Raw genomic sequence first — 24,162 nt, forward strand, 5'->3', positions numbered from 1 at the left:
TGGGGGCAGATGTCTGCCCTCAATTATAATGGCATATGCTGTTAACCAAAGGCATGTGTCGTTAACCAAGTGGCTGCGCCATTTACCATGTGCGCGCCACGCCAATTTTGGTTTTCGTGAGTAAGGTTCTGTACGGGCCTTCGCTCAACCCGCTGCGGCGGGATTTTTTGTGTTTGATGGGACGCCAAAGCCCTCTTGCTTCTCTGGACGTGGCAGGTTCTGCGGCCTATCACCTAGTCTGAAGCAAGACGGGGCAAACGCGTGACACAAAGCCAAGACAGCGATCCGAAGAGTCTTTCCAAAGAAGACGCCCGCCAGGAATTCCTGGCCTTGCAGGAGAAACTGCAAACCGCCGATCTTGCGTATCACCAGGAAGATGCGCCGATCATTTCGGACGCCGAATACGATGCGGCCAAACGCCGGTATGTTGCTTTGACGGACGCGTTTCCGGCACTGAAAGACGAGGCGTCTCAGCTGAATACCGTAGGGGCGCCCGCGGCCTCTGGCTTTGGCAAGGTGGCGCATAGCGTGCCGATGTTGTCGCTCGGAAATGCGTTTGAAGACAGTGATGTAGAAGATTTTGCCCGCAGTGTTCGAAAATACCTGGGCCAGTCCGAGGATACTCCGCTCAGCTTTACCGCCGAGCCAAAAATCGATGGTTTGTCTCTTTCTCTGCGCTATGAAAACGGTGTGCTGATACAGGCCGCCACCCGCGGTGATGGATCGGTGGGCGAGAACGTCACCGAAAACGCCCGCACCATCGCCGATATTCCGCAGCAGATCGCAGATGCGCCCGCAGTGCTGGAGGTGCGCGGCGAAGTCTACATGAGCCATGAGGCTTTTGCCGCCCTGAACGCCCGGCAGGAAGAACGCGGCGGCAAGACATTTGCCAACCCGCGCAACGCGGCGGCAGGGTCCTTGCGTCAACTGGATCCGGAAATTACCCGCTCCCGTCCATTGCAATTCTTTGCCTATAGCTGGGGTGAGCTCTCTGAACCTCTTGCGGAAACGCAGTTCGAGGCGATGAAACGATTGGAAAGCTTTGGCTTTACCATCAATCCCCTGACCAGGCTGTGCCCCACTGTGGACGAGATGATTGCGCATTACCGGAGCATCGAGGAACAGCGGGCCACGCTGGGCTACGATATCGACGGTGTCGTTTACAAGGTGAATGACATGGCGCTGCAGGGGCGGCTGGGTTTCCGCTCCACCACGCCACGCTGGGCGATTGCGCATAAGTTTCCCGCCGAACTGGCCTGGACCCGGCTTGAAGCCATCGACATCCAGGTTGGCCGCACCGGTGCGCTCAGTCCCGTTGCGCGGCTGACCCCGGTGACCGTGGGCGGGGTGGTTGTCTCGAACGCGACACTGCACAATGAGGATTACATTCGCGGCTTTGACTCCAAAGGCGAAGAAATCCGTGGCGGCAAGGACATCCGCATCGGCGATTGGGTGCAGATCTACCGCGCTGGTGATGTGATCCCCAAGGTGGCGGATGTGGACCTCACCAAGCGGCCCGAGGGTGCAGAGCCATATGCATTCCCGCATATCTGCCCGGAATGCGGATCCGAAGCGATCCGGGAAGAGGGCGACGCTGTGCGCCGCTGCACCGGTGGCCTTATCTGTCCCGCGCAGGCTGTTGAAAAGATGAAACATTTCGTCTCTCGCGCGGCCTTTGATATTGATGGGCTGGGCAACAAGCAGGTCGAACAATTCTACGGCGATGAATGGATCCGCGAACCGGCTGATATTTTTACCCTGCGGGACCGCTTTGGCTCTGGCATGCAGCTGCTGAAACACCGCGAAGGTTGGGGGGAAAAATCGGCCGCCAACCTGTTTGATGCCATTGATGAGAAACGACAGATCCCACTGGCCAAGTTCATCTTTGCCCTTGGTATTCGCCACGTCGGCGAGGTCGGTGGCCGCGATCTGGCGCTGCATTACGGCGGTTGGGGTGAACTGGTTTCGGCGCTTGATACCGCGCGTCCGGCGGCGCTGGCGCATCGGGCGGCGGATGAGGCGGAAGAGGCCGAACGCATCGCCGCCGCCGAGGAAGGGCGCCGCGCCCGGATCTCCGATACCCGTGCCGCTGCGGTCAGCGCCTGCGACGTGCCCGAGGCAGCGCAGGCGGCCTGGGACGATCTGGTCGCCGCCGACGGGATAGGACCTATTCTGGCCCTGTCTCTGTCCGACGCCCTTTCCAACCCTGAGGAACGCGCCGCGATTGACCGGTTGACGGCACATCTGACGATCATCGCCCCGGATGCGCCCGCCGCCGAAAGCCCGGTGTCCGGCAAAACGGTGGTATTTACTGGAACGCTGGAAAAGATGACAAGGGCCGAGGCCAAGGCGCGGGCTGAGGCACTGGGGGCAAAGGTCTCCGGCTCGGTCTCCAAGAAAACCGATATCCTTGTGGCGGGGCCCGGGGCCGGTTCCAAGGCAACCAAGGCGGCAGATCTTGGGATCAAGGTTCTGGATGAAGACAGCTGGCTGGAGCTGATAGAACAGTCATGAGCGGGCGTCCCGAGATCCTGTTTCCCCTGTTTTCAGGGCTGGAGAAACTGCCAGGGATTGGGCCGAAGACGGCCCAAAATCTGGAGCATATCCATATAGAAACGCCGCGTGACCTGTTGTTTTCATTGCCATACTCGGTACAGGATCGCCGTCGTCGCGATACGGTTTCCGGGTTGGAACTGCCGACCGTTGCCACGGTTGAGGTTACCATCGGCGGCCATAGGCCGCCGCGCAATCGCGGGGGCGCCTACCGTATTACGGTGACGGATGCGGAGACGGATTTTCAGTTGGTGTTCTTTCACGGACGCAGCCGTTATCTGGAGGCGCAATGCCCCGAGGGATCGCGCCGTCTGGTGTCGGGCAAGCTGGAGCTGTTCGACGGTATCGCGCAGATGGTGCATCCCGATCACATGGTGCCACTGGCCGAAGCCGCGACGATTCCCGAGTTCGAGCCAGTCTATCACCTGACCCATGGGGTATCGCAGAAAACCATGTTCAAGGCGCTGCGCGGCGCATTGGATCTGGCGCCGGAACTGCCCGAATGGATCGACCCCGAGCAAGTCAAACGCGAAGCCTGGCCTTCATGGGACGATGCGATCACCACGGCGCATGAGCCACAAGGGCAGGAGGATCTGTCCCCTGATGCACCGGCACGGGCGCGCCTGGCCTATGATGAGCTGTTTGCGCATCAGCTGACGCTGGCGATTGCCCGCCAATCGGAGCGCAAATCCCGTGGCATCCAGAGTCAGGCCACCGGGCGTTTGCAGTCCCGTGTCCTGTCGGCGTTGCCTTATCGCCCCACGGGGGCGCAGACCCGCGCGATTGAGGAAATCTCCGCCGATATGGCCTCGGACAAGCGGATGAACCGGCTGCTGCAGGGCGATGTGGGCGCGGGCAAGACGCTGGTGGCGCTGATGGCGCTTCTGGTTGCGGTTGAGGCAGGCGGGCAGGGTGTGATGATGGCCCCGACCAGCATCCTCGCGCAGCAGCATTACGACGGGCTGCGCCCCCTGGCCGAAGAAGCAGGCGTGGTTCTGGAACTGTTGACCGGCCGCGACAAGGGCGCCGAGCGCAAGGCCAAGCTTGCAGCGCTACAGCGAGGTGATATCCAGATTCTGGTCGGGACCCATGCGGTTTTCCAGCAGGATGTTCATTTTGCAGATTTGCGGTTGGCCATCGTAGATGAACAGCATCGGTTTGGCGTTCGTCAACGTATGGAACTGGCAGAAAAGGGCATGGGCGCCGATGTTCTGGTGATGACCGCGACTCCCATTCCGCGCTCACTGGCTCTGGCGCAGTACGGGGATATGGATGTTTCGGTGCTGGATGAGAAACCTCCGGGCCGCAAGCCGGTCAAGACGGCTGTGATCAGCACGGAACGGACCGAGGAGATTGTCAGCCACCTGCGCCACGCCATTGAGGAAGGGCGGCAGTGCTACTGGGTGTGCCCCTTGGTTGGCGAATCCGAGGTCATGGACCTGACCGCTGCAGAAGAACGGTTCAAGCTCTTGCGCGCCGCCCTTGGCGAAGGCGTGGTGGGTCTCGTGCATGGGCAGATGCCGGTTGGGGAAAAAGATGCGGCCATGGCCGCCTTTCAAAGCGGTGAGACCAAGGTTCTGGTGGCGACCACGGTGATCGAGGTGGGCGTCAACGTGCCCAATGCCTCGATCATGGTGATCGAACGGGCCGAAATCTTTGGCCTAGCCCAGCTGCATCAGCTGCGGGGGCGTGTCGGGCGTGGCAGCGCAGAATCCACCTGCCTGTTGATGTACCAGCCACCGCTGAGCGAGGGAGGCCGTCGGCGGCTGGAGGTGCTGCGCGAAACCGAGGATGGCTTTCGCATTTCCGAAACCGATCTGGAGATGCGCGGTGCCGGTGACATGATCGGCACGGCGCAATCCGGTCTGCCGCGGTTCAGGATTGCCGATCTGGAACGGCAGGCACCATTGATGGCCGTAGCGCAAAGCGATGCGCGCGCATTGCTGGCCAAAGACCCCGATCTGACTGGTCCCCGGGGGCAGGCCGCACGCGTTCTGCTGTGGTTGATGAAGCAGGACCAGGCATTCCGTTTGATTTCAGTGGGTTAACCTGTTTCGTTCCTGCTGAAACCGGTTTTGTTCCAAAAAGTTCGCAAATGTTCCCATAAAGTTCTTTACTTGCTGTTCGCAAAATGAGAACAAAGGGGCAACAAGAATGCGCCCAAGCGCAAACACAGCGAACAGACCGGAGGAACGATAATGATTGCACAGTTGAAAACGACCCTTCAAAACGCCCAATCCACCCTGCTGCAGGACGCGATTGGTGCGGGCGCCCTTACGGTCATGCTGGTGGCGGCGCTGCACCTTCCGGGATCTTTCTAAGCCTGACACAATCCTGAATTCGATCTTGGCTCTTCATGGTGGTCGCACTGCATCCTGTCCCGAACCGATGAGGGGAATACCTGCCTGTACCCATCCCCGTCCGGCCTTGCCTGATTGCCGGAAAGCGTGACCCGTCCCGCATGAAGAACCAGAGTTGCCGCCACCATCTGCCCGGATGTGTGGCGGCTTTTTTTATTGCATAAATATATAGTTGCGCGGGGTTTTCGTCTGTTTCGGGGATCCGTGTAATTGGGCTTCAGGTCGTAAAGGCCATCCGCAGACCACCCCAATGGCGACCACCCACGGTAATGGGCGCCGACAGGTCCTTCATCATGACGAAGTCGCCGCCGCCCATGTCGCGCCGGTAAACCTGCATCAGGAAGGGACCTGTGTTGCGTCCGGCCTTGAGCCCGACACGATCATCGAAAATCCGCCGGTTGCGGCAGTTGGCCGTGTTCCAGTCAGGATCTGCGCTTTGCGGTTTGGAGAATTTCTTGTTGTGAGTCGGGAGGTATCCGTTGACGTCCACTGCTGCGGAAAAGACCACGCGCGGATCCAGATCCAGGGCGGCCTCCAGCAGCGGCGGCAGGACGCTGTCGGTGAACTTGGTGAAACGGGTCATGACCTGTGTCGGATTGGTGTTGGGGATTGGAACATAGGTCCGGTCGAACAGATCTGCCTGCGAAATCCGGCTGCTGGTCAGGCCTTCTTCGAATAGCCTTCCAATCTGGGCGGCCATGTCGGTGACAAATGCGATGAACATCTTGTCCCCGGATTGGCCGCCAAGCGCCACCGTGCCCTGAACAAGACGTTCAGAGGAAAGAATAAGATTTTCAACACGGTGGTGGGTCTTTTGAATGTCGGCAGTGGTGTCCTGAACAGAATGCTTGATCCGGTTGATGTTGGGAAAACACGCCTCCATCGCGTCGCGCACGGTCGTGGCATCGGTCAGAATCCGGCCGGTTTCGCTGTTCACCTTCTGGGCGTCTTTTTCAATGCCAGCCAGCGACGCGTCGGTATCTCGGGCGCGGTCCAGGATTTGTTTGGCGGATTTGGATATCGTCTCAGTTTCTTCGTCCAGAGTCCGGATCCAGCTGTAAAGCGTTTCGATATTTGTGCTGATCTCCCGTGCCGCGCGTTGGGTGCGTTTGGACAGATCATTGATCGCCTCTGCAACGACCGCAAATCCCCGCCCGGCATCGCCTGCGCGCCCCGCTTCGATCTTGGCATTGATGGCGAGAATGTTCACCTGCGCCGCGATCGAAGTGATGATCTCGTTGTCCTTGCGCATAGCGTCGACGGTGTTGCTGACGTCCTCGGTACGGCTGTTGAGGTCCTGCACCCATTCGGCAACCTCCTGGCTGCGGCCGCTGCTTTCGCGGACGAGGGCTACGGACTCTCTGGCTGACTCCAGCGTTTTCTGGGTTGATAGAGAGACGGCACCCACGGTCTCCATGACCTGCGCATTCGATCTGACAACCCGCTCGGCGCCTCGGTCCAATTGGTCAAGATCTTCAAGTTGGGTTTTGGATTTACTCTCGATCATGTCCAGGAACCCGGCAATGTCGACAATTTCAAAACCGAGCTGGGAAGAGATTTCGGCAAGATCGTTCAGATTGGCGTCCGCGACTGATGGCGCCTGAGTGTCTTGTTTTTGCAGCATTTAGGGACCCGTTTACTCGTTACAGTCAACAAGTAGCCCAAATGTTATAAAATTATCGTTAAGTACACTCTTCCTTAGCAACTTGCTGAAGCGCCTCACGCGTCGCATCCAGCGCCAGCATGATCGAAGCATGGCGATTCTTGAACTCACGGGCGGGCACCAATACCTCAAGTTCGTCAAAGGGGGCTTGCGGCGGTTCGGCACCTTCGGTCAGCATCGCTTTCAGCTGGTTGCGGGCCTTTTCCACCGTCTCCAGCGAGCAGCCGATAATGTGATCCGCCACAACCGATGCCGCGGCTTGCCCCAGGGCGCAGGCTTTCACGTCCTGGCCGAAATCGGTGATCTTGCCATCCTCGACCTTCAGATCGACGGTCACCGTCGACCCGCAGAGAGGCGAGCGTTTTTTCACTGTGACATCAGGATCTTCCAGACGCTCCAAATGCGGAATATCCGCCGCAAGGGCCAGAATGCGGGAAGAATAGAGTTTGATCAGATCGGTTTCGCTGGACATGCGGGCCTCGGGGTTTCCCTTGGGTGGAGTTCCTCATACATAGGGAGCGAAGCTTCAGATGCAAAAGGTTTTTGCCATGTCCAGCGCGACCACACAGTCCTTTGATCCCGCAAGCCTGCGTTACGACGCAAACGGCCTGATCCCCTGTATCGCGCAGGACCGTGAAAGCCATGAGGTGCTGATGATGGCCTGGATGAACGCGGAAAGCGTCGCGCGCACGCTGGAGACGGGCAAGGTGACCTATTGGTCGCGCTCGCGGCAGTCGTTCTGGGTCAAGGGTGAAAGCTCGGGCCATGTGCAGGAGCTGGTGGATCTGCGACTGGATTGTGACCGGGATTGCTTGCTTGCTGTCGTGCGCCAGACCGGACCGGCTTGCCACACCAACCGGCGCAGCTGTTTCTATACCGCTGTGCGGCAGGGGGAAGAGGTCGAACTGATGGCGCCCATGGTCTGAGGCAGCTCAGTCAAGGCCCACCATGCGGCGGATGTCCTGCGGCGTTGCGCCTTCGGCGCGGTATTTTGCGATGGCTCGGGCATCGTCGCGTTTGGCGAGGCGCTTGCCTGCCTCGTCACGGATCAGGCGGTGGTGGTGGTAAATGGGAACCGGCAGCTCCAGCAGTGTCAGTAGCAGGACCTGTAGCTGGGTGAAGTCGAACAGATCCTCGCCCCGTACCACATGGGTGATCTCCTGATGCACGTCGTCCAGCGCCGAGGCGAGGAAATAGGCGATGATCTCTTCGCCCTTGCGCGACAGAACCACATCGCCGATTTCCTGCAGGGCGCGCTCAGGATCCAGATGGTGTGTGCCCTTATGCGCCGCGCCGGTTTCTTCGAAGGTCACGTTCTGGCCTTTGAGGCGGGAAAGCGCGCGGTCAAGATGCAGCCGCAGCGCATCACCCGGTTTGCGATCCGACATGGGGCGGTTCTTGCAGGTGCCGGGATAGACGTCGTGGCTGACACCCTCCTGCGGTGCGGAGAGGGCGGCGCGGATATCTGCACGGCTGCAGGAGCAGGGATATAAAATCCCCATACTTTCAAAGGCTTTGAGGTATTTATTGTAGTCGTTCAGGTGCTCTGACTGGCGCAGAATGGGCTCGTCCCAGCGAAGGCCCAGCCAGGTCAGATCTTCGATAATGGCCGCGTCCCATTCCGGTTTCGACCGTTGCAGGTCGGTGTCCTCCATGCGCAGCAGGAAGGCGCCTCCGGCGGCGCGGGCCATGTCATGAGCAATGATCGCGGAATAGGCATGGCCCAGGTGCAGCGGACCGGTGGGCGAGGGCGCAAAACGGGTGCGAAATGTCATTGCGCCCCTCGCGGTTCAGGAAAACTGCTGCAGCCATTCGGTCCAGGCGGCTTTGGCCCGGTCGGTATAGGCCTTGTAGCGGTCCTTGCGGCCGCGACGCCCGCCTTTCAGCCCATCTACCGGGCGGAACAGGCCAAAGTTCACGTTCATTGGCTGGAACGTCTTGGCCTCGGCGCCGCCGGTGATGTGATGGATCAGCGCGCCCATGGCGCTGTCCTGCGGCACATCGGTCAGGGGCTTGCCCAGGATCTCCGCAGCGGCCAGGCGACCGGCAAGCAGGCCCATAGCGGCGCTTTCCACGTAGCCTTCGACGCCGGTGATCTGCCCGGCAAAGCGGATATTGGGCCGCGACTTCATGCGCATCTGGCTGTCCAGAAGGGTCGGAGAGTTGAGGAAGGTGTTGCGGTGGATGCCGCCAAGCCGTGCGAAACTGGCGTTTTCCAACCCCGGAATCATCCGGAACACCTCGGTCTGGGCGCCGTATTTCATCTTGGTCTGGAAGCCGACGATGTTGAACAGCGTCCCCAAAGCATTGTCCCGGCGCAGCTGCACCACGGCGTGTGCCTTGATGTCGGGCTGGTGCGGGTTGGTGAGGCCAACGGGCTTCATCGGTCCGTGGCGCAGGGTTTCGCGGCCGCGTTCGGCCATCACTTCAATCGGCAGGCAGCCGTCGAAATAGCCAGCGGTTTCGCCCTCGTGGAACTCTGTCTTGTCGGCGGCGAGCAGCGCGTCGATGAAGGCCTCGTATTGTTCCTTGTCCATCGGACAGTTGAGGTAAGCGGTGCGCTCCTCCTCGGTCTCGCCCTTGTCATAGCGCGACTGCATCCAGGCCTTGGACATGTCGATGCTCCCGGCATAGACGATGGGTGCAATGGCATCGAAGAACGCCAGCGCCTCGGCGCCGGTTTCAGCCTGGATCGCCTTGCCCAGATCGGGGGAGGTCAGCGGACCGGTTGCAAAGATCCAGTGACCTTCGGTGGGAAGCTCTGTGATTTCTTCATAAGAAACAGAGACATTCGGAAGGCTCTTAAGCTGGGCGGTGACGGTTTCGGCAAAGGGTTCCCGGTCCACCGCCAGGGCGCCGCCTGCGGGCAGGCGATGCTTATCCGCCGTGGTCATGATCAGACCCTTGGCGGCGCGCATTTCCCAATGCAGCAGGCCAACGGCGTTCTGTTCATCGTCATCGGAGCGGAAGGAGTTGGAACAGACCATCTCACCCAGGTTGCCGGTCTGATGGGCAAAGGTTTCGACCTTGGGCCGCATCTCGTGCAGCACGACCTTTACGCCCATGTTCGCCGCCTGCCAGGCAGCTTCGGACCCGGCCATGCCGCCGCCCACGATATGCAATTCTTGTGTCATGAGGTGCCACATAGGGCAGGGATGGCCATTGCGCAATATGACATGCTTCGGGGGCAGCAATGGCGCGCAATGCAAGGGGGCCGACAACGCACCCGTTTGCTCATCATTGGAACCGGTATTGTGCAGGGGAGAATTTTGGGGCCACTGCGGCGGGAATGTCGACCGGGGAGAGAGACCCGGTTGGAGGGACCTTCCGACGCAGCGGCCCAAAATTGTGACCGGTCTGTGACCGGTGCCCAACCTTTGCCATTATCCTGCCTTTATTGAAAGACCGGATATGGAAACAATATCTGGTCAATCGTAAACAAAGGCTAAACTTGTTTTAAATTTTCGGAAAACTCAGTTGTCTTCCCAGTTGGGCGGACGCTTTTCGATAAAGGCGTTGAGCCCTTCGATGGTGTCGCGGTGCATCAGGTTCTCGACGATCACCCCGCTGGTATAGGCATAGGCCTCGTCCAGCGGCATTTCGATTTGACGGTAATAGGCTTCCTTGCCGATTTTCACGGCCGAGCGGAGTTTTGATGCGATGGTTTCTGCCATCTTCAGCGTTTCCGTCTCCAGATCCTCTTCGGGCACGGCGCGGTTGATCAGGCCCAGCTCGGCGGCGCGGTCGGCGGACATGAACTCACCCGTGGTCAGCAGTTCAAAGGCGTGTTTACGCGGGATATTACGGGACAGGGCCACCATCGGGGTTGAGCAGAACAGACCGATATTGACGCCATTGACGCCGAACCGGGTGCCCTGCGCGGCCACGGCCAGATCGCAAGAGGCGACAAGCTGACAGCCGGCGGCAGTCGCAATCCCATGCACTTGGGCAATCACCGGCTGCGGCAGGCGTTGCAGGCCCAGCATCACACTGGTGCAGCGGGCGAAAAGGCCCTCGAAATAGGCCTTGCCACCATCCTCGGCCGCGCGCCCTGCGTTCATCTGTCGGATATCGTGCCCGGCGCAGAAGGCCTTGCCCTCGCCAGAGAGTACAACGGCCTTGATTGTGCTGTCGTTTTTCAAGGCGTCGATCTGCTCTTGCAGGGCGGCCAGCATCTCATCCGACAGCGCGTTTAGCCGCTCGGGTGCGTTCATGCGCAGATGTGCGATCGCATTTGCGTCGCGACGTTCCAGAATTGTCATCTTGTCCTCCTGACCCTGTTTGGGGCAACTCTATGGCGGACAAGGGAGAAGGAAAAGCATGGCTTTGGCTTTTGATGCGGCGGGGCTGACCGCCTATATGGCGGAGATCTTTCCGCAGGTGGCGGATGATTTCGCCGTGGACGAACTGTCTGAGGCAGGGATCACCATGCGGCTGCTGACGGCAGAACGGCACCTGCGGCCGGGCGGCACTGTGTCTGGCCCTTCGATGTTCGCGCTGGCTGATGTGACGGTCTACGGGCTGGTCCTATCCCGGCTGGGACGCAAGGCACTGGCGGTGACCACCAATTGCTCGCTTGATTTTATGCGCAAGCCCGAGGCGGGTGTCGATTTGATCGCCAAAGGAACTCTGTTGAAACTGGGCCGCGCGCTGGCTGTGGGCGACGTGCATATGTATTCGGAAGGTTCGGACAAGATGGTGGCGCGCTCCACCATGACCTATTCAATTCCGCCGGAAAAATAGGGGTCAGAGGGCGCGCGCCAGAGGTTCGCCGACTTTCACAAGGGTTTCCAAGCCTTTGGAACTGTTGGTGATCAGATCGTCGCTGAACTGAACCTTTCCGGGTTCAAAGACCACGACGACGGTGGAGCCGCCGAACTTGAAATAGCCCTTTTCGTCCATCTTCTCGACCCGGCCACTGGTGCGGGTGTTGACGATGGACCCCACGCCAAAGGCGCCGACCTCGACAAAGCACATGGTGCCCGCCGTGTCCGTGTCGATCAGGGTCAGGCTGCGCTTGTTGTCACCAAAAACATCCGGCCCGGCGCCAAGCGCGATGGGGTTCACCGAATGCAGCGCGCCGGGAATGTCGCGGGTTTCGGTAATCTGGCCTGCGGTCGGAAAATGATACCTGTGATAATCGGCGGGGCACAGGCGGACAATGGCGAGGGCACCGCCCAGAAACCGCTCGTGCAGGCCGGGCAGCATGGTACGGATCGACATCGGGTGCCCTTTGACCGGGACAAAAACGTCCTCCTCCAGTTCAGGGAACACCAAGACGCGACCATCCGCCGGGGAGACGATGTCGTTCAGTTCATCACTATAGGGGCGGGTTTCCGGTTTCAGGTGCCGCACGAAGAAATCGTTAAAGCAGCGAAAGCTGGAGACCGGATCACGGGCCTCGTCCATGTCAATCGACAGTTCCTCGATGACCGCGGCGATCTTGCGTCGGGAAAGGGGCGAGTCGAACCACAGCCCGAACAGGCGGCTGACCAAAGAGGATCGGAACAGTGCGCGCTCCAGCAGGCTGGAGCCTGCGTCCTGATAAGCCCAGCGGATCCATTTCTCGCCAAGGATCACCTCGTCGAAAACCGTGCCGCTTGCCCGGTCGACCACCTTGATCGGAGTATTCGTCATCTATCCGCCTTGTCGCTTGTCCGGCCTGTCTGGCCCGTGGCGATGAGGTAGCAGAGTGCGCGCAGAAGGCTCAAGGGCGGAATGCAACGGCGGCGGAGGGCCGCAGGGCCAGACCGTTGCCTCATGCGCGGACGCGAGGGTAACGGGACCTCAGCTGTTTGGTGCAACACTTTGCCATGAAACAGCAAAGAGTGTGTGGATGCAGGTCAGGCAGATTGCCGAAGAGATCGTCGAGCGCGAAGGCGGTTATGTGAATGATCCCGGTGATCCGGGTGGGGCCACCAAACACGGGGTCACGATCGGGACCCTGAAACGGCTGGGAATTGATGTCACCGGTGACGGGCAGGTCGACACCAGGGATGTGAAGGCGCTGAGCCGCGAAGATGCGGTGGATATCTTCATCCGCTGGTATTTCGAACGTCCAGGAATCGCCCGCTTGCCAGAGGCGCTCCAGGCATCGGTGTTCGATATGTACGTCAATTCCGGCGCTAACGCGGTCCGGATCCTGCAGGGGTTGCTACAGGAAATGGGGTTCGACATTGTGGTGGATGGGGTGATTGGGACGCAGACTGCGGCGACCGCACTGCGGGCGGCGCAGATAGATGCAAAGAGCCTGCGCGACGCCTACGGCATTGCCCGGCGCAGCTACTATTTCGACTTGGCAGACCGGCGCCCGGCCAGCCGCAAATACGCCCGGACCCGCGCGGGCGGCAAGGGTGGATGGATCCGGCGCGCCGAGGTATTCATCAGCACCAAATACCACATGGACCGGAAGGCCTTTGTCCGGCGGGTCGCACGGTGGCAGGAAGAAAAACGATGATCACAGGTTTGTTTCGCTTGCTGTTTGGTAGCAATCGCAATGTGTTGCAGAATACAGTTGAGGTGTTTCGTGAAAACGCGGAGGCCGGCGCAGAGCGGGCCAGCCGGGCGCAAGGCGCGGCGCTGCAGCAGTTCGCGGCAGAATTCCGCGCTGAACGGCGTAGCGGGTTTGACCGGGTGATGGATGGGATCAACCGGCTGCCAAGGCCGCTGCTGGCGCTCGGGACAGTGGGGCTGATGGTGAGCGCAATGGCCAACCCCTCGTGGTTTGCAGCCCGGATGCAGGGGCTGGCGGCCGTGCCCGAACCGTTGTGGTGGCTGCTGGGGGTTATCGTCTCGTTCTATTTTGGCGCGCGTCATCAGATCAAAAGCCAGGAGTTCCAGCGGAGCCTCGCGAAAGTCGCGGCGCGCATGCCGAAAGGCGCAGAAAGTTTTGCGTCTTTGCAGGGTGGTGAGGCGCCGTCCGTTCAAGAAGCCCCTTCTATGCAGCAGGAAGGACACTTGGCGGCGAGTGCGGAAGCCGAAAACCGGGCGCTGGCTGCATGGAAGCAAAGCCAGCTCAGGCTGTCGCAGACCGACCCCGCAGAGTAAGCGCGCAATCGCCTCCTGCGGCGGCTGGACGCGCCAAATGCCATTGGCGCCGCCCCGGTGAAAGATTATAGACAGAGGTATGATTACAGAACTCGGTCACTTCGCCCTCATCCTCGCCTTTCTGGTTGCCATCGTGCAGATGGTCGTTCCCATGATCGGCGCCCATAAACGCTGGCCCGGCTGGATGGCCGTCGCCGAACCTGCGGCACAGGCGCAGTTCTTCTTTACCGCCTTTGCCTTTGCGGCGCTGGTCTGGGCCTTCGTGACTTCGGATTTCTCGCTCCGGCTTGTCACCCTCAACAGCCACTCGGCCAAGCCGATGCTTTACAAGATCTCGGGCACCTGGGGGAACCACGAAGGCTCCATGCTGCTCTGGGTACTGATTGTCAGCCTGTTCGGCGCAGTGGCCTCGGTCTTTGGCGGCGGCTTGCCGCAGACGCTCAAGGCGCGGGTTCTTTCGGTTCAGGCCGCCATTGGCGTTGCCTTCTTTGCCTTCATCCTGTTCACATCGAACCCGTTCCTGAGGCTGGTGTCGCCGCCGTTTGACGGGCAGGATCTGAACCCGCTGCTGCAGGACCCGGGCCTCGCCTTTCACCCGCCATTCCTTTACCTCGGCTATGTTGGGCTTTCGATGGCGTTTTCCTTTGCCGTGGCTGCCCTGATCGAGGGGCGTATTGATGCCGCCTGGGGACGCTGGGTGCGGCCATGGACGCTGGCCGCCTGGATCTTCCTGACCATCGGCATCGCGCTGGGATCCTGGTGGGCCTATTACGAGCTGGGTTGGGGTGGCTTCTGGTTCTGGGACCCGGTGGAAAACGCCAGCTTCATGCCCTGGCTGCTGGCGGCAGCGCTGCTGCATTCGGCCATCGTGGTGGAAAAACGTGAGTCACTCAAAAGCTGGACCATCCTGCTGGCCATCCTCGCCTTTGGCTTCTCGCTGATCGGGACCTTTATCGTCCGCTCGGGGCTGCTGACCTCGGTACATGCCTTTGCCAACGATCCGGAACGCGGCGTGTTCATCCTCTTTATCCTCGCCTTCTTTACCGGCGGGGCACTGACGTTGTTCGCGGCGCGCGCCCAACAGATGCAGGCCAAGGGTGTCTTTGGCATCGTCAGTCGCGAAGGCGCGCTTGTGGCCAACAACATTCTGCTGGCGGTCAGCTGTTTCGTGGTGTTCTTCGGTACGCTTTGGCCCATCGTGGCCGAGATGGCCTTTGCCCGCAAGCTGAGCGTCGGACCGCCGTTCTTCAACGCGGCCTTCACGCCCTTCATGGTCCTTCTGGGGATGATCCTGCCGGTTGGCGCCATGCTGCCGTGGAAACGCGGTAAGCTGGGGCAGACGGTCTGGTACCTGCGCTATGTGCTGGTGCTGTCGGTTGCCCTGGGCGTGCTGGCCTGGGCGATGCAGACTGGCCGGTCCGGTCTGGGGCCAATCGGGTTGTTCATCGGCTCCTGGGTGGTCTTTGGCGCTGCTGCCGATCTGTGGTCGCGCACCGGCAGGGACGGGCAGTTCGGTCGATTGCTGCGCCTGCCGCGCGCTGACTGGGGTAAGGCCGTGGCCCATGCAGGGCTGGGGATCACCATCTTTGCCATCGCCGGTCTGACGGCGTGGGAAGAGGAAGACATCCGCGTTGCCAAGATCGGCGAGCCCTTCACTGTCGGCGGGTACGAGTTGGTGCTGGATGCGGTCGACCGCGCGCGGGGGCCGAACTACTTCACCACCATGGCCACCGTCAGCATCTTTAAGGATGGCGCGGATGTTGCTGTGCTGCATCCTGAAAAACGCACCTACCCGGTGGCGAAGATGCCGACGACAGAGGCGGCCATCGACTACCGCTTGCTGCGCGACCTTTACGTGGTGATCGGCGATCAGCAGGCGGATGGTGGCTGGACCGTACGGACCTATATCAAACCACTGGCCAACTGGATCTGGGGTGGCTGTCTGTTGATGGCGCTTGGCGGCATGCTGAGCCTCAGCGATCGACGATTCCGCGTGGCGGCCGGGGCCCGCAAGGGCGCTGGCGCGGCCAAGGTGCCCGCAGAATGAGGGGCGTGGCTATGCTCAATCGGTTTGCCAAGGTTCTGGTGATCACCCTCATGGGGGTGATCGCGCTGCCTGCGACGCCTGTACTGGCCGTCCAGCCGGATGAGGTCCTATCCGATCCGGTTTTGGAGGGACGCGCGCGCGAGTTGTCCAAGGACCTGCGCTGCCTCGTCTGCCGCAACGAGAATATCGATGAATCCAACGCCGATCTGGCGCGGGATCTGCGGCTTCTGGTGCGCGAGCGCCTGGTGGCCGGCGACAGCGATACCGAGGTGATCGATTTCGTGGTCGACCGCTACGGTGAATACGTGCTGCTGCGGCCTACCACCACGGGGGCGAACTGGCTGCTTTGGGCGGCGGGTCCGCTGATGCTGTTACTGGCCCTTGGCCTTGGCGCCGGGTATCTGCGTGGGCGGGCCAGGGCGCCCGGAACAGCAGAGGCCGGGCTGAGTCCCGAGGAAGAAGACCGGCTGCGGAAAATTATGGACGAGTGACGCCGGGTCCGGCTTTTCGACCGCAATCCTTTACGCCACCATGGCTGAAATAACATCCGCTCCGCGGCGCCACTGGGCCGCGGGGATCCGAGAGAAGACAGACGAGGCCCTCTGATGGACTATAAAGAAATCCAATATTCGCTTGAGAACGGATTGGCGATCCTGACGCTGAACCGCCCGTCGAAGATGAACGCGCTGACTGGTCAGATGCGGGCCGAATTGACCCATGCGCTGAAACAGGCCGCGAGCGAGGCACGCGCTGTGGTGCTCACCGGCGCTGGCAGCGCCTTTTGCTCGGGGCAGGATCTGAGCGATGCCTCCGGCTCTGGCGATCTGGATCTGGAGCGGACGTTGCGCGACGAATATACGCCGATGCTTGAGGCGCTTTATGATTGTCCGGTGCCGACCATGGCGGCGGTCAACGGTCCTGTGGCCGGGGCAGGGGCCAATCTGGCGCTGGCAGCCGATGTGGTAATCGCGACCGAGAGCGCCTATTTCCTGCAGGCCTTTGCCCGGATCGGCCTGATGCCGGATGCAGGCGGTACCTGGTTCCTGCCGCGCCAGATGGGGCTGGCCAAGGCGATGGGCGCGGCCCTGTTTGCGGACAAGATCACGGCCAAGCAAGCCAGCGACTGGGGCATGATCTGGGAAGCGGTACCGGACGCCGAGTTCGACGCCCATTGGCGGGCGCGCGCGGCCTATCTGGCCGAAGGTCCGACCAAGGCCTTTGGCGCCATCAAGACCGCGATGCGCGGCAGCTATAACAAAAGCCTGCCCGAACAGCTGTCGATTGAGGCCCAGTTGCAGGGCGAATGCGGCAAGACCCGGGATTTCCTGGAAGGCGTCACTGCCTTCATGGAAAAACGCCCAGCCAAGTTCGAAGGGCGCTGAAGACAGCCTTATGCAAAAGGAAGCCCCCGCCGGTTATTCCGGCGGGGTTTTTTCATTTCAGTTATCAGATCGTAGGTCTCGCGCTAGCGCCATCGGCAAACAGCCGGATATGGCGGTCTGGATCGAACTGTCCATCCTGATCCAGAACCCGTAGGACCTCGACCCCGTCTGCCAGGACGATAGCATCGCTGCCCCCATCCTCATTCTCTTGATTGAAGACAGAAAACCGCGGTGGCGGGCCATCTTCGGGATTGAACCCGTAAACGATCTGATCCTCGCCCGGCTCGAAATCAGTAATGGTGGCAGCCTCGGTGGTTTCCAGCCAACGACCGGCGAAAAATTCATCCGCGCCGTCGCCGCCAGTCACGGTATCATCGCGGCCAAAGAGGATAAGATCATCCCCGGCGCCGCCATTCACGGCATCGCCACCGGTATCGACATCGGCCCGGATGGCGCCGGAGGGATGCAGATCAAAACGGCTGACCCATAGGACGTCATCGCCTTCTCCCCCGTTGATGGTGTCGCTCCCTTGACCCTCAATGACTCCGTCATTTCCCTGACCACCAAATATGGTGTCATTGCCTTCGGCACCGGTCAGCAGATCGTTGCCGTCGCCGCCGGAGACCAAATCGTTGCCAAAGCCTCCCATCAACGTGTCACTGCCACTATCGCCAAACAGACGATCATTTCCCCCACGACCGTCGATTTCGTCATTTCCGGAGCGTCCCGCGATGGATTCACCTGCGTTAGTGCCTGTAAGCGAGTCATCCCCGCTGCTGCCTTCGATCAATTCGCCCGGTGGGGTCGTGTTACCATTTCCTGGGGGGGAGGGCAGATCGCTGAGATCGTCATCGGGCAGGTTATCTCCATCATCGCTGGAGTCCATGATCAGCCCGGCAAAAAGGCCAAGAGAAACAAGCGCGAAAAGAGCAATCATAGGGTCGTCCTGAAATTGTTTAATACAACTTATAGAAAATTAACCCCGAGAGGTGAGTGAGTCAATTTTTAATAGAAAACAAACTTTTACCACCGTTTCCCTTCGGGCGACAATGCGTATGTGGGCGCCCGAAATTCGCCGGAGCAGGAGTTTTTTCGCCTTTGCACGCAAAGGCCGGAGGTGACCGCCACGCCCAAAAAAACGCCCCGCACCCAGAAGGTGCGAGGCGTCCAATCAAGGCTGATATGCCGATCAGCGGTTCTCGATATCCACGTAATCGCGGGCGGTTTCGCCGAGGTACAGCTGACGCGGGCGACCGATTTTGTTCTGTGGGTCTGCGATCATCTCTTTCCACTGCGAGATCCAGCCGACGGTGCGCGACAGCGCGAAGATCGGCGTGAACATCGAGGTCGGGAAGCCCATCGCCTCCAGGATGATGCCCGAGTAGAAGTCGACGTTCGGGAACAGTTTCTTCTCGATGAAGTAAGGATCGTTGAGCGCGGTCTGTTCCAGCTCCTTGGCAACCTGCAGCAGCGGGTTGTCTTCGACGCCGAGCAGTTCAAGAACCTCATCCGCGGACTGTTTCAGAACCTTGGCGCGCGGGTCGGTGTTTTTGTACACGCGGTGACCAAAGCCCATCAGGCGGAACGGATCGTTCTTGTCCTTGGCGCGGGCGATGAATTCGGGGATCTTGTCGACGGTGCCGATTTCTTTCAGCATCTCGAGGCAAGCCTGGTTGGCGCCGCCATGGGCAGGACCCCAGAGGCAGGCGATACCAGCCGCGATACAGGCGAACGGGTTTGCACCGGAAGAGGACGCCAGACGCACGGTCGAGGTCGAAGCGTTCTGTTCGTGGTCCGCGTGCAGGATAAAGATCCGGTCCATGGCGCGGGCGAGGATCGGGTCGACGTGGTATTCTTCGGCCGGGACCGAGAAACACATGTGCAGGAAGTTCGCGGCGTAATCCAGATCGTTGCGCGGATAGACGAAGGGCTGACCGATCGAATATTTATAGGCCATCGCGGCGATGGTCGGCAGTTTTGCGATCAGGCGGATCGAGGCGACCTCGCGCTGCCACGGATCGGCGATATCGGTGGAGTCGTGGTAGAAGGCGGACATCGCGCCAACCACACCAACCAGGGTCGCCATCGGGTGCGCATCGCGGCGGAAACCACGGAAGAAGTTGTGCATCTGCTCGTGCACCATGGTGTGACGGGTCACACGTGCTTCGAAATCTTCCAGCTGAGCAGCGGTCGGCAGCTCACCGTAAAGCAGCAGGTAGCAGACTTCGAGGTGGTGCGAATTGGCTGCAAGTTGGTCGATCGGGTAGCCACGGTGCAGCAGCTCGCCCTTGCCACCATCGATGAAGGTGATGGTGCTGTCGCAGCTTGCGGTCGAGGTGAAGCCCGGATCGTACGTGAAGACACCGGCCTGCGCGTAGAGTTTGCGGATGTCGAGAACATCGGGCCCGGCTGTCGGAGAGAAGATGGGAAGCTCGTAAGTTTCGCCATTCAGGCTGAGCTGGGCTGTCTTATTGGTATCGGTCATAGATGTCCCTTCCTGTTACAGGCACGAAAACCCGGAGAAATCCGGGCTTCATGCAGGCAGCACCTGCGCGTGGACTGCGCAGGTGAGGTCGTATCGAAGCAGACTTACCCAAGGGTTAAGAGGCGGGATCAGCCTGCAGCGTCAGTCAAACGGGCCAATGTTTCCTCACGGCCCAAAATCAGCATCATATCGAACACCGAAGGCGTTACCGCCCGGCCTGCCAGGGCCGCTCTCAGCGGGCCGGCCAGCTTGCCGAACTTGGTATCCTGTGCTTCCGCGAATTGGTTGAGAAGCGCCTCCAGATCGTCACGCGTCCAGCTAGCACTTTGCAACTGCGGCGTCAATTCATTCAGTATACTATCGGATACAGATGCCAGCGCCTTGGCGGCCTTTGCATCCGGTTCGATGGGGCGTGACGTCAGGATAAAATGCGCTTTCTCAAGAAGTTCAGGGAAAGTCTTGGCGCGATCTTTCAGGCAGTACATGGCCCGTTCAAGATCAGTTGACTGAACGTCAGTCAGGGCTGGCTCACCGGCTGCGGCAAGATAGGCTTCGATCTCCTGCCGCAGTGCAGCGTCATCGCTAACGGCGATATGCTGCCCGCAGAGGCTTTCCAGCTTTTTGGTATCAAACCGGGCCGGGCTTTTGCCGATTCCATCCAGATCGAACCATTCGCGTGCTTGCGCGTCGGTGAAGAACTCATCGTCGCCATGGCTCCAGCCGAGACGGGCCAGATAGTTGCGCATGCCAGCCGCGGGATACCCCATGGCCTGATACTCCTGCGCGCCAAGGGCGCCGTGGCGTTTCGACAGTTTTTTGCCGTCGGGGCCATGGATCAGCGGGATGTGCGCCCAGACCGGAATGTCCCAGCCCATCGCCTCGTAGATCATCATCTGACGGGCGGCGTTGTTGAGATGGTCGTCGCCGCGGATCACATGGGTGACGCCCATGTCATAATCGTCCACGACCACGGCCAGCATATAAACAGGCGTGCCATCGGACCGCAGCAGAATCATGTCGTCCAGCTGATCGTTGCGGATCGAAACATCGCCCTGCACCTGATCGCGAATGACCGAAGTCCCCTCCTGCGGGGCCTTGATGCGCACCACGTAAGGCGCATCCGGATGAGTGGAGGCATCGGCATCGCGCCAGGGCGAGCGGTAGAGCGTCGATTTTCCCTCGGCCCGGGCGGCATCGCGGAAGGCGGCGATTTCTTCCTGGGTGGCAAAGCACTTGTAGGCCTTGCCTTCGGCCAGCAGTTGATGCGCAACCTCGGCGTGACGGTCGGCGCGTTCGAACTGGCTGATCACATCACCGTCGTGATCCAGGCCCAGCCAGTCCAGCCCCTGCAGGATGGCGGCGGTGGCTTCGGGGGTGGAACGCTCCCGGTCGGTATCTTCGATTCTGAGCAGGAATTTACCGCCGCGTCCGCGCGCATACAGCCAGTTGAACAGCGCGGTGCGGGCACCGCCGATATGTAGAAAGCCGGTGGGCGAGGGGGCGAAACGGGTGACGACCGGTTTGGACATGGAGGTGATTTACCTTTTGGAAACCATAAGAGGAGTAGCGTTTCTGCCTGTCTACCCACCCGAAGGGTCAGGAGCAAGCATGCGTATGATGCCTATCCTGGACCAGCTGCTACAGGTTCAAAGGGGACATTTGCTGGCCTGGGTGCCGGTGTTTCTGGGGCTTGGAATAGGGGTCTTTTTTGCGCTCCCGGTCGAGCCGGAGGCGGTGGCCTATCTTTGCGCTCTGGTTCTTGGTGGAGTGTGTGCTGGTTTCTCTCTGCGGGGCAGCGCCAGCGGATTGCTGGCACGGGCGGTTCTTCTTTGTGTTCTTGGGTTCATGGTTGTGGGGTGGCGGACCCATTCTGTGGCGGCTCCAGTACTCGGCTTTCGCTACTACGGCCCTGTGGAGGGGCGCGTCGCCACTATCGACCGGTCGGCGCGCGATATGCTGCGTCTTACGCTGGATCAGGTGCGGCTGAAGCAGGTATCGCCGAGTAGAACGCCTGCGCGGGTGCGTGTCTCGGTGCCGGTGGACAGCGGGTTGCCCGGTCCCGGCGCAAGGGTGGCCACCACCGCACATCTGATGCCGCCGCAGGGCCCGGCTGAGCCGGGCGGTTTCGACTTCCGGCGCCATGCCTGGTTTTTTCAACTGGGCGCCAATGGCTACACCCGCGTTGCCGTGCTGACGCTCGATCCCGGCCCGCCGGGGCTGACCTTGGCCGGGCTGCGGCGGGATCTGTCTTTGGCGCTGCGCCAGCGGCTGCCCGGTGAGACCGGCGCCATCGCCGCCGCCATCACCACCGGCGACCGCAGCGGTGTCAGTCAGTCAACGTTGCAGGATTTGCGAGCCAGCAATCTGGCGCATTTGCTGGCCATTTCCGGCCTTCATATGGGGCTGGTGGCTGGATTTGTCTTTGCGTCTTTACGGTTTGCCCTGTGCATGGTGCCGCCCATCGCACTGCGACTGAACGTGAAGAAACTGTCAGCGGCTGCGGCCATGCTGGCGGCGGGGGCATACCTGGCGCTGTCCGGGGGAAATGTCGCGACCGAGCGGGCCTTTATCATGGTGGCGGTGATGTTTGTCGCGGTGCTGCTGGACCGGCGGGCGATATCCTTGCGCGCGGTTGCCATTGCTGCGGTTCTGGTTCTGTTGCGGCGCCCGGAGACGCTGCTCAGCCCAGGCTTCCAGATGAGCTTTGCTGCCACGGCCGCGCTGGTGGGGGTGTTTGGGGCGATCCGGGATGGCGGTCTTACCCTTGGGCCAAAATGGCTGCGCCCTGTGGCCGCCTTGGTTTTGTCCTCGCTGGTTGCTGGGCTGGCCACGGCGCCCTTTGGCGCGGCGCATTTCAACACCCTGTCGCACTATGGGCTGCTGGCCAACCTGCTCGCGGTGCCGGTGATGGGCCTTGTTGTGGTGCCCGCCTTGGTTCTGTCCTTTTGCCTGCTGCCCCTCGGTTTGGAGGGCTTCGGCCTGGCGGTGATGGGAGCGGGCATTGACTGGATCCTGACCGTCGCCCGCGCGGTTGCGGAGCTGCCGGGAGCAGAGGGCACGGTGATGCAGCCGGGGCAGTGGGTGTTGCCGTTGCTTTCGGTCGGCGGGGTGTTCCTATTGATCTGGCAGGGGCGTTTGCGCCTTCTCGGGGTGATGCCGGTTGCACTGGCCTTCGCGCTTTGGTCGCAAGACACGCGGCCGCTGGCGTTGATTTCATCGAATGGCGGCTTGGTCGGGGTAATGGGGCCAGAGGGCCGGGCCTTGTCCCGAAGCAAGGGGCAGGGCTTTGCGGCGCGGGTCTGGCTGGAAAATGACGGAGATCCCGTCAGACAGGTCATTGCAGCAAGCCGCTGGCGGTCTCAGGGCAACGACCCGAGCCTTCGCCGCGTCAGGATTGGCCCCTACTCTCTGGTGCATGCGGTAGGCAGCAGGGCTGCGGAGCGTTTGACCTCATGTGCCGAGGGGGAGATTCTGGTGTCGACGGTTGATCTGAAGCCGGAGGGCGGCTGCATCATTTTGGGGCTACAGCAATTGCGGCGCATGGGCAGTATTGCGATCGATCAGCAAGGCAAATTGACCACGGCGAGGGACCTGTCAGGGCAGCGCATCTGGACCCGCTAGGGCCATTGACCGCGATTGGTACGGCTCATCCGAACCGGGCCGGTGTCCGCCGCATAGGACAACTGGCCGACACTCCGCCCACCAAACAGCGGTGCGGGCGGTCAGTAGCTGCGGATCAAGCCAACCAGCCGCCCCTGTACCTCGACCTGATCGGAGGGGTAGGCGCGGGTTTCATAAGCTGGGTTGGCGGCCTCCAGTTCAATCGCGCCGTTGCGGCGATAGATCTTTTTCAGCGTGGCTTCATGCCCCTGAACCAATGCGACCACGATGTCGCCATCGTCCGCCGTGTCGGTTTCGCGGATCACCACGATATCGCCGTTGTTGATCCCGGCGTCGATCATCGAGTCGCCGCGCACCTCAAGGGCGTAGTGGCTACCTGATGAGGTTAGCATCGAACTGGGCACAGTCACCTTGCTGGCCATCTGGCTTATTGCCTCGATCGGTACACCTGCAGCGATGCGCCCCATGACGGGCAAGTCCATTGCGGAGCCAATCGCTCGGTCGGTGTTGGCCGCAGCCGGTCCCGCATCTGCACTAGCGGAGCGATCCGTGCCCGTCTCGGTGGATCCGCCGCTGATACTGTCAGGGAGACGCAGGATTTCGATGGCGCGGGCACGGTGGGCAAGGCGGCGGATGAAACCGCGTTCTTCCAAAGCAGTGATCAGTCGGTGGATGCCGGATTTCGACCGCAAATCCAGTGCGATCTTCATTTCATCAAAGCTGGGCGGGACACCGTCCTTTTGCAGACGCGTGTGAATGAATTCCAACAAATCCAATTGCTTCTTGGTCAGCATGTCCGCCCCTCTGCGCCCTGTGACGCTTTGCCATGTTTCCCTTTGTTCTAGTCATGTTCCCGTTTTGTGTCAACGGACCCCATGCGAATTTCCCGGTGGCGTTGTGGCGACGCACCGAACGGCCGGGGGATCACAAGGGGTAGAGGGACGTGTGGCGCGCGGGCAGACCGCAGGAGCGGTCAATCTGAGAGACGGTTGGGATACGGCAGC

At 60.8% G+C, this 24,162-nt stretch carries 21 protein-coding genes; 11 read left to right on the plus strand and 10 right to left on the minus strand.

Translation table 11 applies throughout. The features are described from left to right. Positions 1 to 261: 261 nt before the first annotated feature. The 3 genes from ligA (at position 262) to SM765_RS02360 (ending at position 4,874) form a co-directional block, all read left to right on the plus strand. Positions 262 to 2,514 carry an NAD-dependent DNA ligase LigA gene (gene ligA / locus SM765_RS02350; RefSeq protein ID WP_274836960.1) on the plus strand — a complete coding sequence of 751 codons (2,253 nt, stop codon included), beginning with the start codon at positions 262 to 264 and terminating at the stop codon, positions 2,512 to 2,514. After that, positions 2,511 to 4,601, plus strand: coding sequence for an ATP-dependent DNA helicase RecG (gene recG, locus SM765_RS02355; RefSeq protein ID WP_274836961.1), 2,091 nt, complete (start codon positions 2,511 to 2,513; stop codon positions 4,599 to 4,601). The genes ligA and recG overlap by 4 nt, the downstream gene beginning before the upstream one ends. A gap of 150 nt (positions 4,602 to 4,751) precedes the next feature. Beyond that, positions 4,752 to 4,874, plus strand: coding sequence for a hypothetical protein (locus tag SM765_RS02360; protein ID WP_274831152.1), 123 nt, complete (start codon positions 4,752 to 4,754; stop codon positions 4,872 to 4,874). A 256-nt stretch (positions 4,875 to 5,130) separates the two neighbouring features. Here the strand turns inward: SM765_RS02360 and SM765_RS02365 are convergent, their stop codons facing one another. Together SM765_RS02365 and SM765_RS02370 are read right to left on the minus strand one after the other, a co-directional pair. Continuing rightward, the gene (locus SM765_RS02365; protein WP_274836962.1) at positions 5,131 to 6,537 is read right to left on the minus strand and encodes a methyl-accepting chemotaxis protein; all 1,407 of its coding nucleotides are present in this window, start codon (positions 6,535 to 6,537) and stop codon (positions 5,131 to 5,133) included. A 58-nt stretch (positions 6,538 to 6,595) separates the two neighbouring features. Then, on the minus strand, positions 6,596 to 7,048 hold the full coding sequence (locus tag SM765_RS02370) for an iron-sulfur cluster assembly scaffold protein (protein WP_065270139.1): 453 nt from the start codon (positions 7,046 to 7,048) through the stop codon (positions 6,596 to 6,598). 58 nt (positions 7,049 to 7,106) lie between these two features. Here SM765_RS02370 and hisI point away from each other — a divergent pair, with 58 nt between their 5' ends. Beyond that, positions 7,107 to 7,502 (plus strand): phosphoribosyl-AMP cyclohydrolase, encoded by a 396-nt coding sequence (gene hisI / locus SM765_RS02375; protein ID WP_274836963.1) that lies wholly within the window; start codon positions 7,107 to 7,109, stop codon positions 7,500 to 7,502. 6 nt (positions 7,503 to 7,508) lie between these two features. Here the strand turns inward: hisI and gluQRS are convergent, their stop codons facing one another. The 3 genes from gluQRS to SM765_RS02390 all read right to left on the minus strand — a co-directional run bounded on the left by gluQRS (position 7,509) and on the right by SM765_RS02390 (position 10,838). After that, the gene (gene gluQRS / locus SM765_RS02380; RefSeq protein WP_274836964.1) at positions 7,509 to 8,351 is read right to left on the minus strand and encodes a tRNA glutamyl-Q(34) synthetase GluQRS; all 843 of its coding nucleotides are present in this window, start codon (positions 8,349 to 8,351) and stop codon (positions 7,509 to 7,511) included. A gap of 15 nt (positions 8,352 to 8,366) precedes the next feature. Continuing rightward, positions 8,367 to 9,710: a methylenetetrahydrofolate--tRNA-(uracil(54)-C(5))-methyltransferase (FADH(2)-oxidizing) TrmFO gene (gene trmFO, locus SM765_RS02385; RefSeq protein ID WP_368981404.1), complete on the minus strand. Its 1,344-nt coding sequence runs from the start codon at positions 9,708 to 9,710 to the stop codon at positions 8,367 to 8,369. Between the two features lie 339 nt (positions 9,711 to 10,049). Next, positions 10,050 to 10,838 carry an enoyl-CoA hydratase gene (locus SM765_RS02390; RefSeq protein WP_274828017.1) on the minus strand — a complete coding sequence of 263 codons (789 nt, stop codon included), beginning with the start codon at positions 10,836 to 10,838 and terminating at the stop codon, positions 10,050 to 10,052. Positions 10,839 to 10,896: 58 nt separating this feature from the next. Here SM765_RS02390 and SM765_RS02395 point away from each other — a divergent pair, with 58 nt between their 5' ends. Next, a complete protein-coding gene (locus tag SM765_RS02395) occupies positions 10,897 to 11,319 on the plus strand; it encodes a PaaI family thioesterase (RefSeq protein WP_274828018.1) in 423 nt (140 codons plus the stop codon). Between the two features lie 3 nt (positions 11,320 to 11,322). Here the strand turns inward: SM765_RS02395 and asd are convergent, their stop codons facing one another. Beyond that, the gene (gene asd, locus SM765_RS02400) at positions 11,323 to 12,213 is read right to left on the minus strand and encodes an archaetidylserine decarboxylase (RefSeq protein WP_274836965.1); all 891 of its coding nucleotides are present in this window, start codon (positions 12,211 to 12,213) and stop codon (positions 11,323 to 11,325) included. Positions 12,214 to 12,412: 199 nt separating this feature from the next. On the opposite strand from asd, the gene SM765_RS02405 reads away from it, so the two are divergent. From SM765_RS02405 to SM765_RS02425, 5 genes are all read left to right on the plus strand, one after another. Next, the gene (locus tag SM765_RS02405) at positions 12,413 to 13,033 is read left to right on the plus strand and encodes a holin-associated N-acetylmuramidase (RefSeq protein ID WP_274836966.1); all 621 of its coding nucleotides are present in this window, start codon (positions 12,413 to 12,415) and stop codon (positions 13,031 to 13,033) included. Further along, positions 13,030 to 13,623, plus strand: a complete 594-nt coding sequence (locus tag SM765_RS02410; RefSeq protein WP_274837243.1) for a holin family protein — start codon at positions 13,030 to 13,032, stop codon at positions 13,621 to 13,623. Before SM765_RS02405 ends, SM765_RS02410 begins: the two co-directional genes overlap by 4 nt. A 79-nt stretch (positions 13,624 to 13,702) precedes the next feature. After that, positions 13,703 to 15,670, plus strand: a complete 1,968-nt coding sequence (locus SM765_RS02415) for a heme lyase CcmF/NrfE family subunit (RefSeq protein WP_274833972.1) — start codon at positions 13,703 to 13,705, stop codon at positions 15,668 to 15,670. 50 nt (positions 15,671 to 15,720) lie between these two features. Continuing rightward, a complete protein-coding gene (locus SM765_RS02420; RefSeq protein ID WP_274834459.1) occupies positions 15,721 to 16,161 on the plus strand; it encodes a cytochrome c-type biogenesis protein in 441 nt (146 codons plus the stop codon). Between the two features lie 114 nt (positions 16,162 to 16,275). After that, a complete protein-coding gene (locus SM765_RS02425; protein ID WP_274836967.1) occupies positions 16,276 to 17,052 on the plus strand; it encodes an enoyl-CoA hydratase-related protein in 777 nt (258 codons plus the stop codon). A gap of 64 nt (positions 17,053 to 17,116) precedes the next feature. Here the strand turns inward: SM765_RS02425 and SM765_RS02430 are convergent, their stop codons facing one another. From SM765_RS02430 to gltX, 3 genes are all read right to left on the minus strand, one after another. Continuing rightward, positions 17,117 to 17,989 (minus strand): calcium-binding protein, encoded by an 873-nt coding sequence (locus tag SM765_RS02430; protein ID WP_065270150.1) that lies wholly within the window; start codon positions 17,987 to 17,989, stop codon positions 17,117 to 17,119. A 252-nt stretch (positions 17,990 to 18,241) separates the two neighbouring features. Beyond that, positions 18,242 to 19,537, minus strand: coding sequence for a citrate synthase (gene gltA / locus SM765_RS02435; protein WP_065270151.1), 1,296 nt, complete (start codon positions 19,535 to 19,537; stop codon positions 18,242 to 18,244). A 128-nt stretch (positions 19,538 to 19,665) separates the two neighbouring features. Next, on the minus strand, positions 19,666 to 21,066 hold the full coding sequence (gene gltX / locus SM765_RS02440) for a glutamate--tRNA ligase (RefSeq protein ID WP_065270152.1): 1,401 nt from the start codon (positions 21,064 to 21,066) through the stop codon (positions 19,666 to 19,668). 79 nt (positions 21,067 to 21,145) lie between these two features. Here gltX and SM765_RS02445 point away from each other — a divergent pair, with 79 nt between their 5' ends. Beyond that, the gene (locus SM765_RS02445) at positions 21,146 to 23,158 is read left to right on the plus strand and encodes a ComEC/Rec2 family competence protein (RefSeq protein ID WP_274836969.1); all 2,013 of its coding nucleotides are present in this window, start codon (positions 21,146 to 21,148) and stop codon (positions 23,156 to 23,158) included. Between the two features lie 101 nt (positions 23,159 to 23,259). On the opposite strand, the gene lexA is transcribed toward SM765_RS02445, so the two are convergent. Further along, complete coding sequence (lexA, locus tag SM765_RS02450; protein WP_274828025.1) at positions 23,260 to 23,952, minus strand: transcriptional repressor LexA; 693 nt, start codon at positions 23,950 to 23,952, stop codon at positions 23,260 to 23,262. Positions 23,953 to 24,162: the final 210 nt, after the last annotated feature.

Origin of the sequence: Pseudophaeobacter sp. 1A09344 (assembly GCF_041008745.1) — a bacterium.
GTDB classification, from domain to species: Bacteria; Pseudomonadota; Alphaproteobacteria; order Rhodobacterales; family Rhodobacteraceae; genus Phycobacter; species Phycobacter gallaeciensis_A.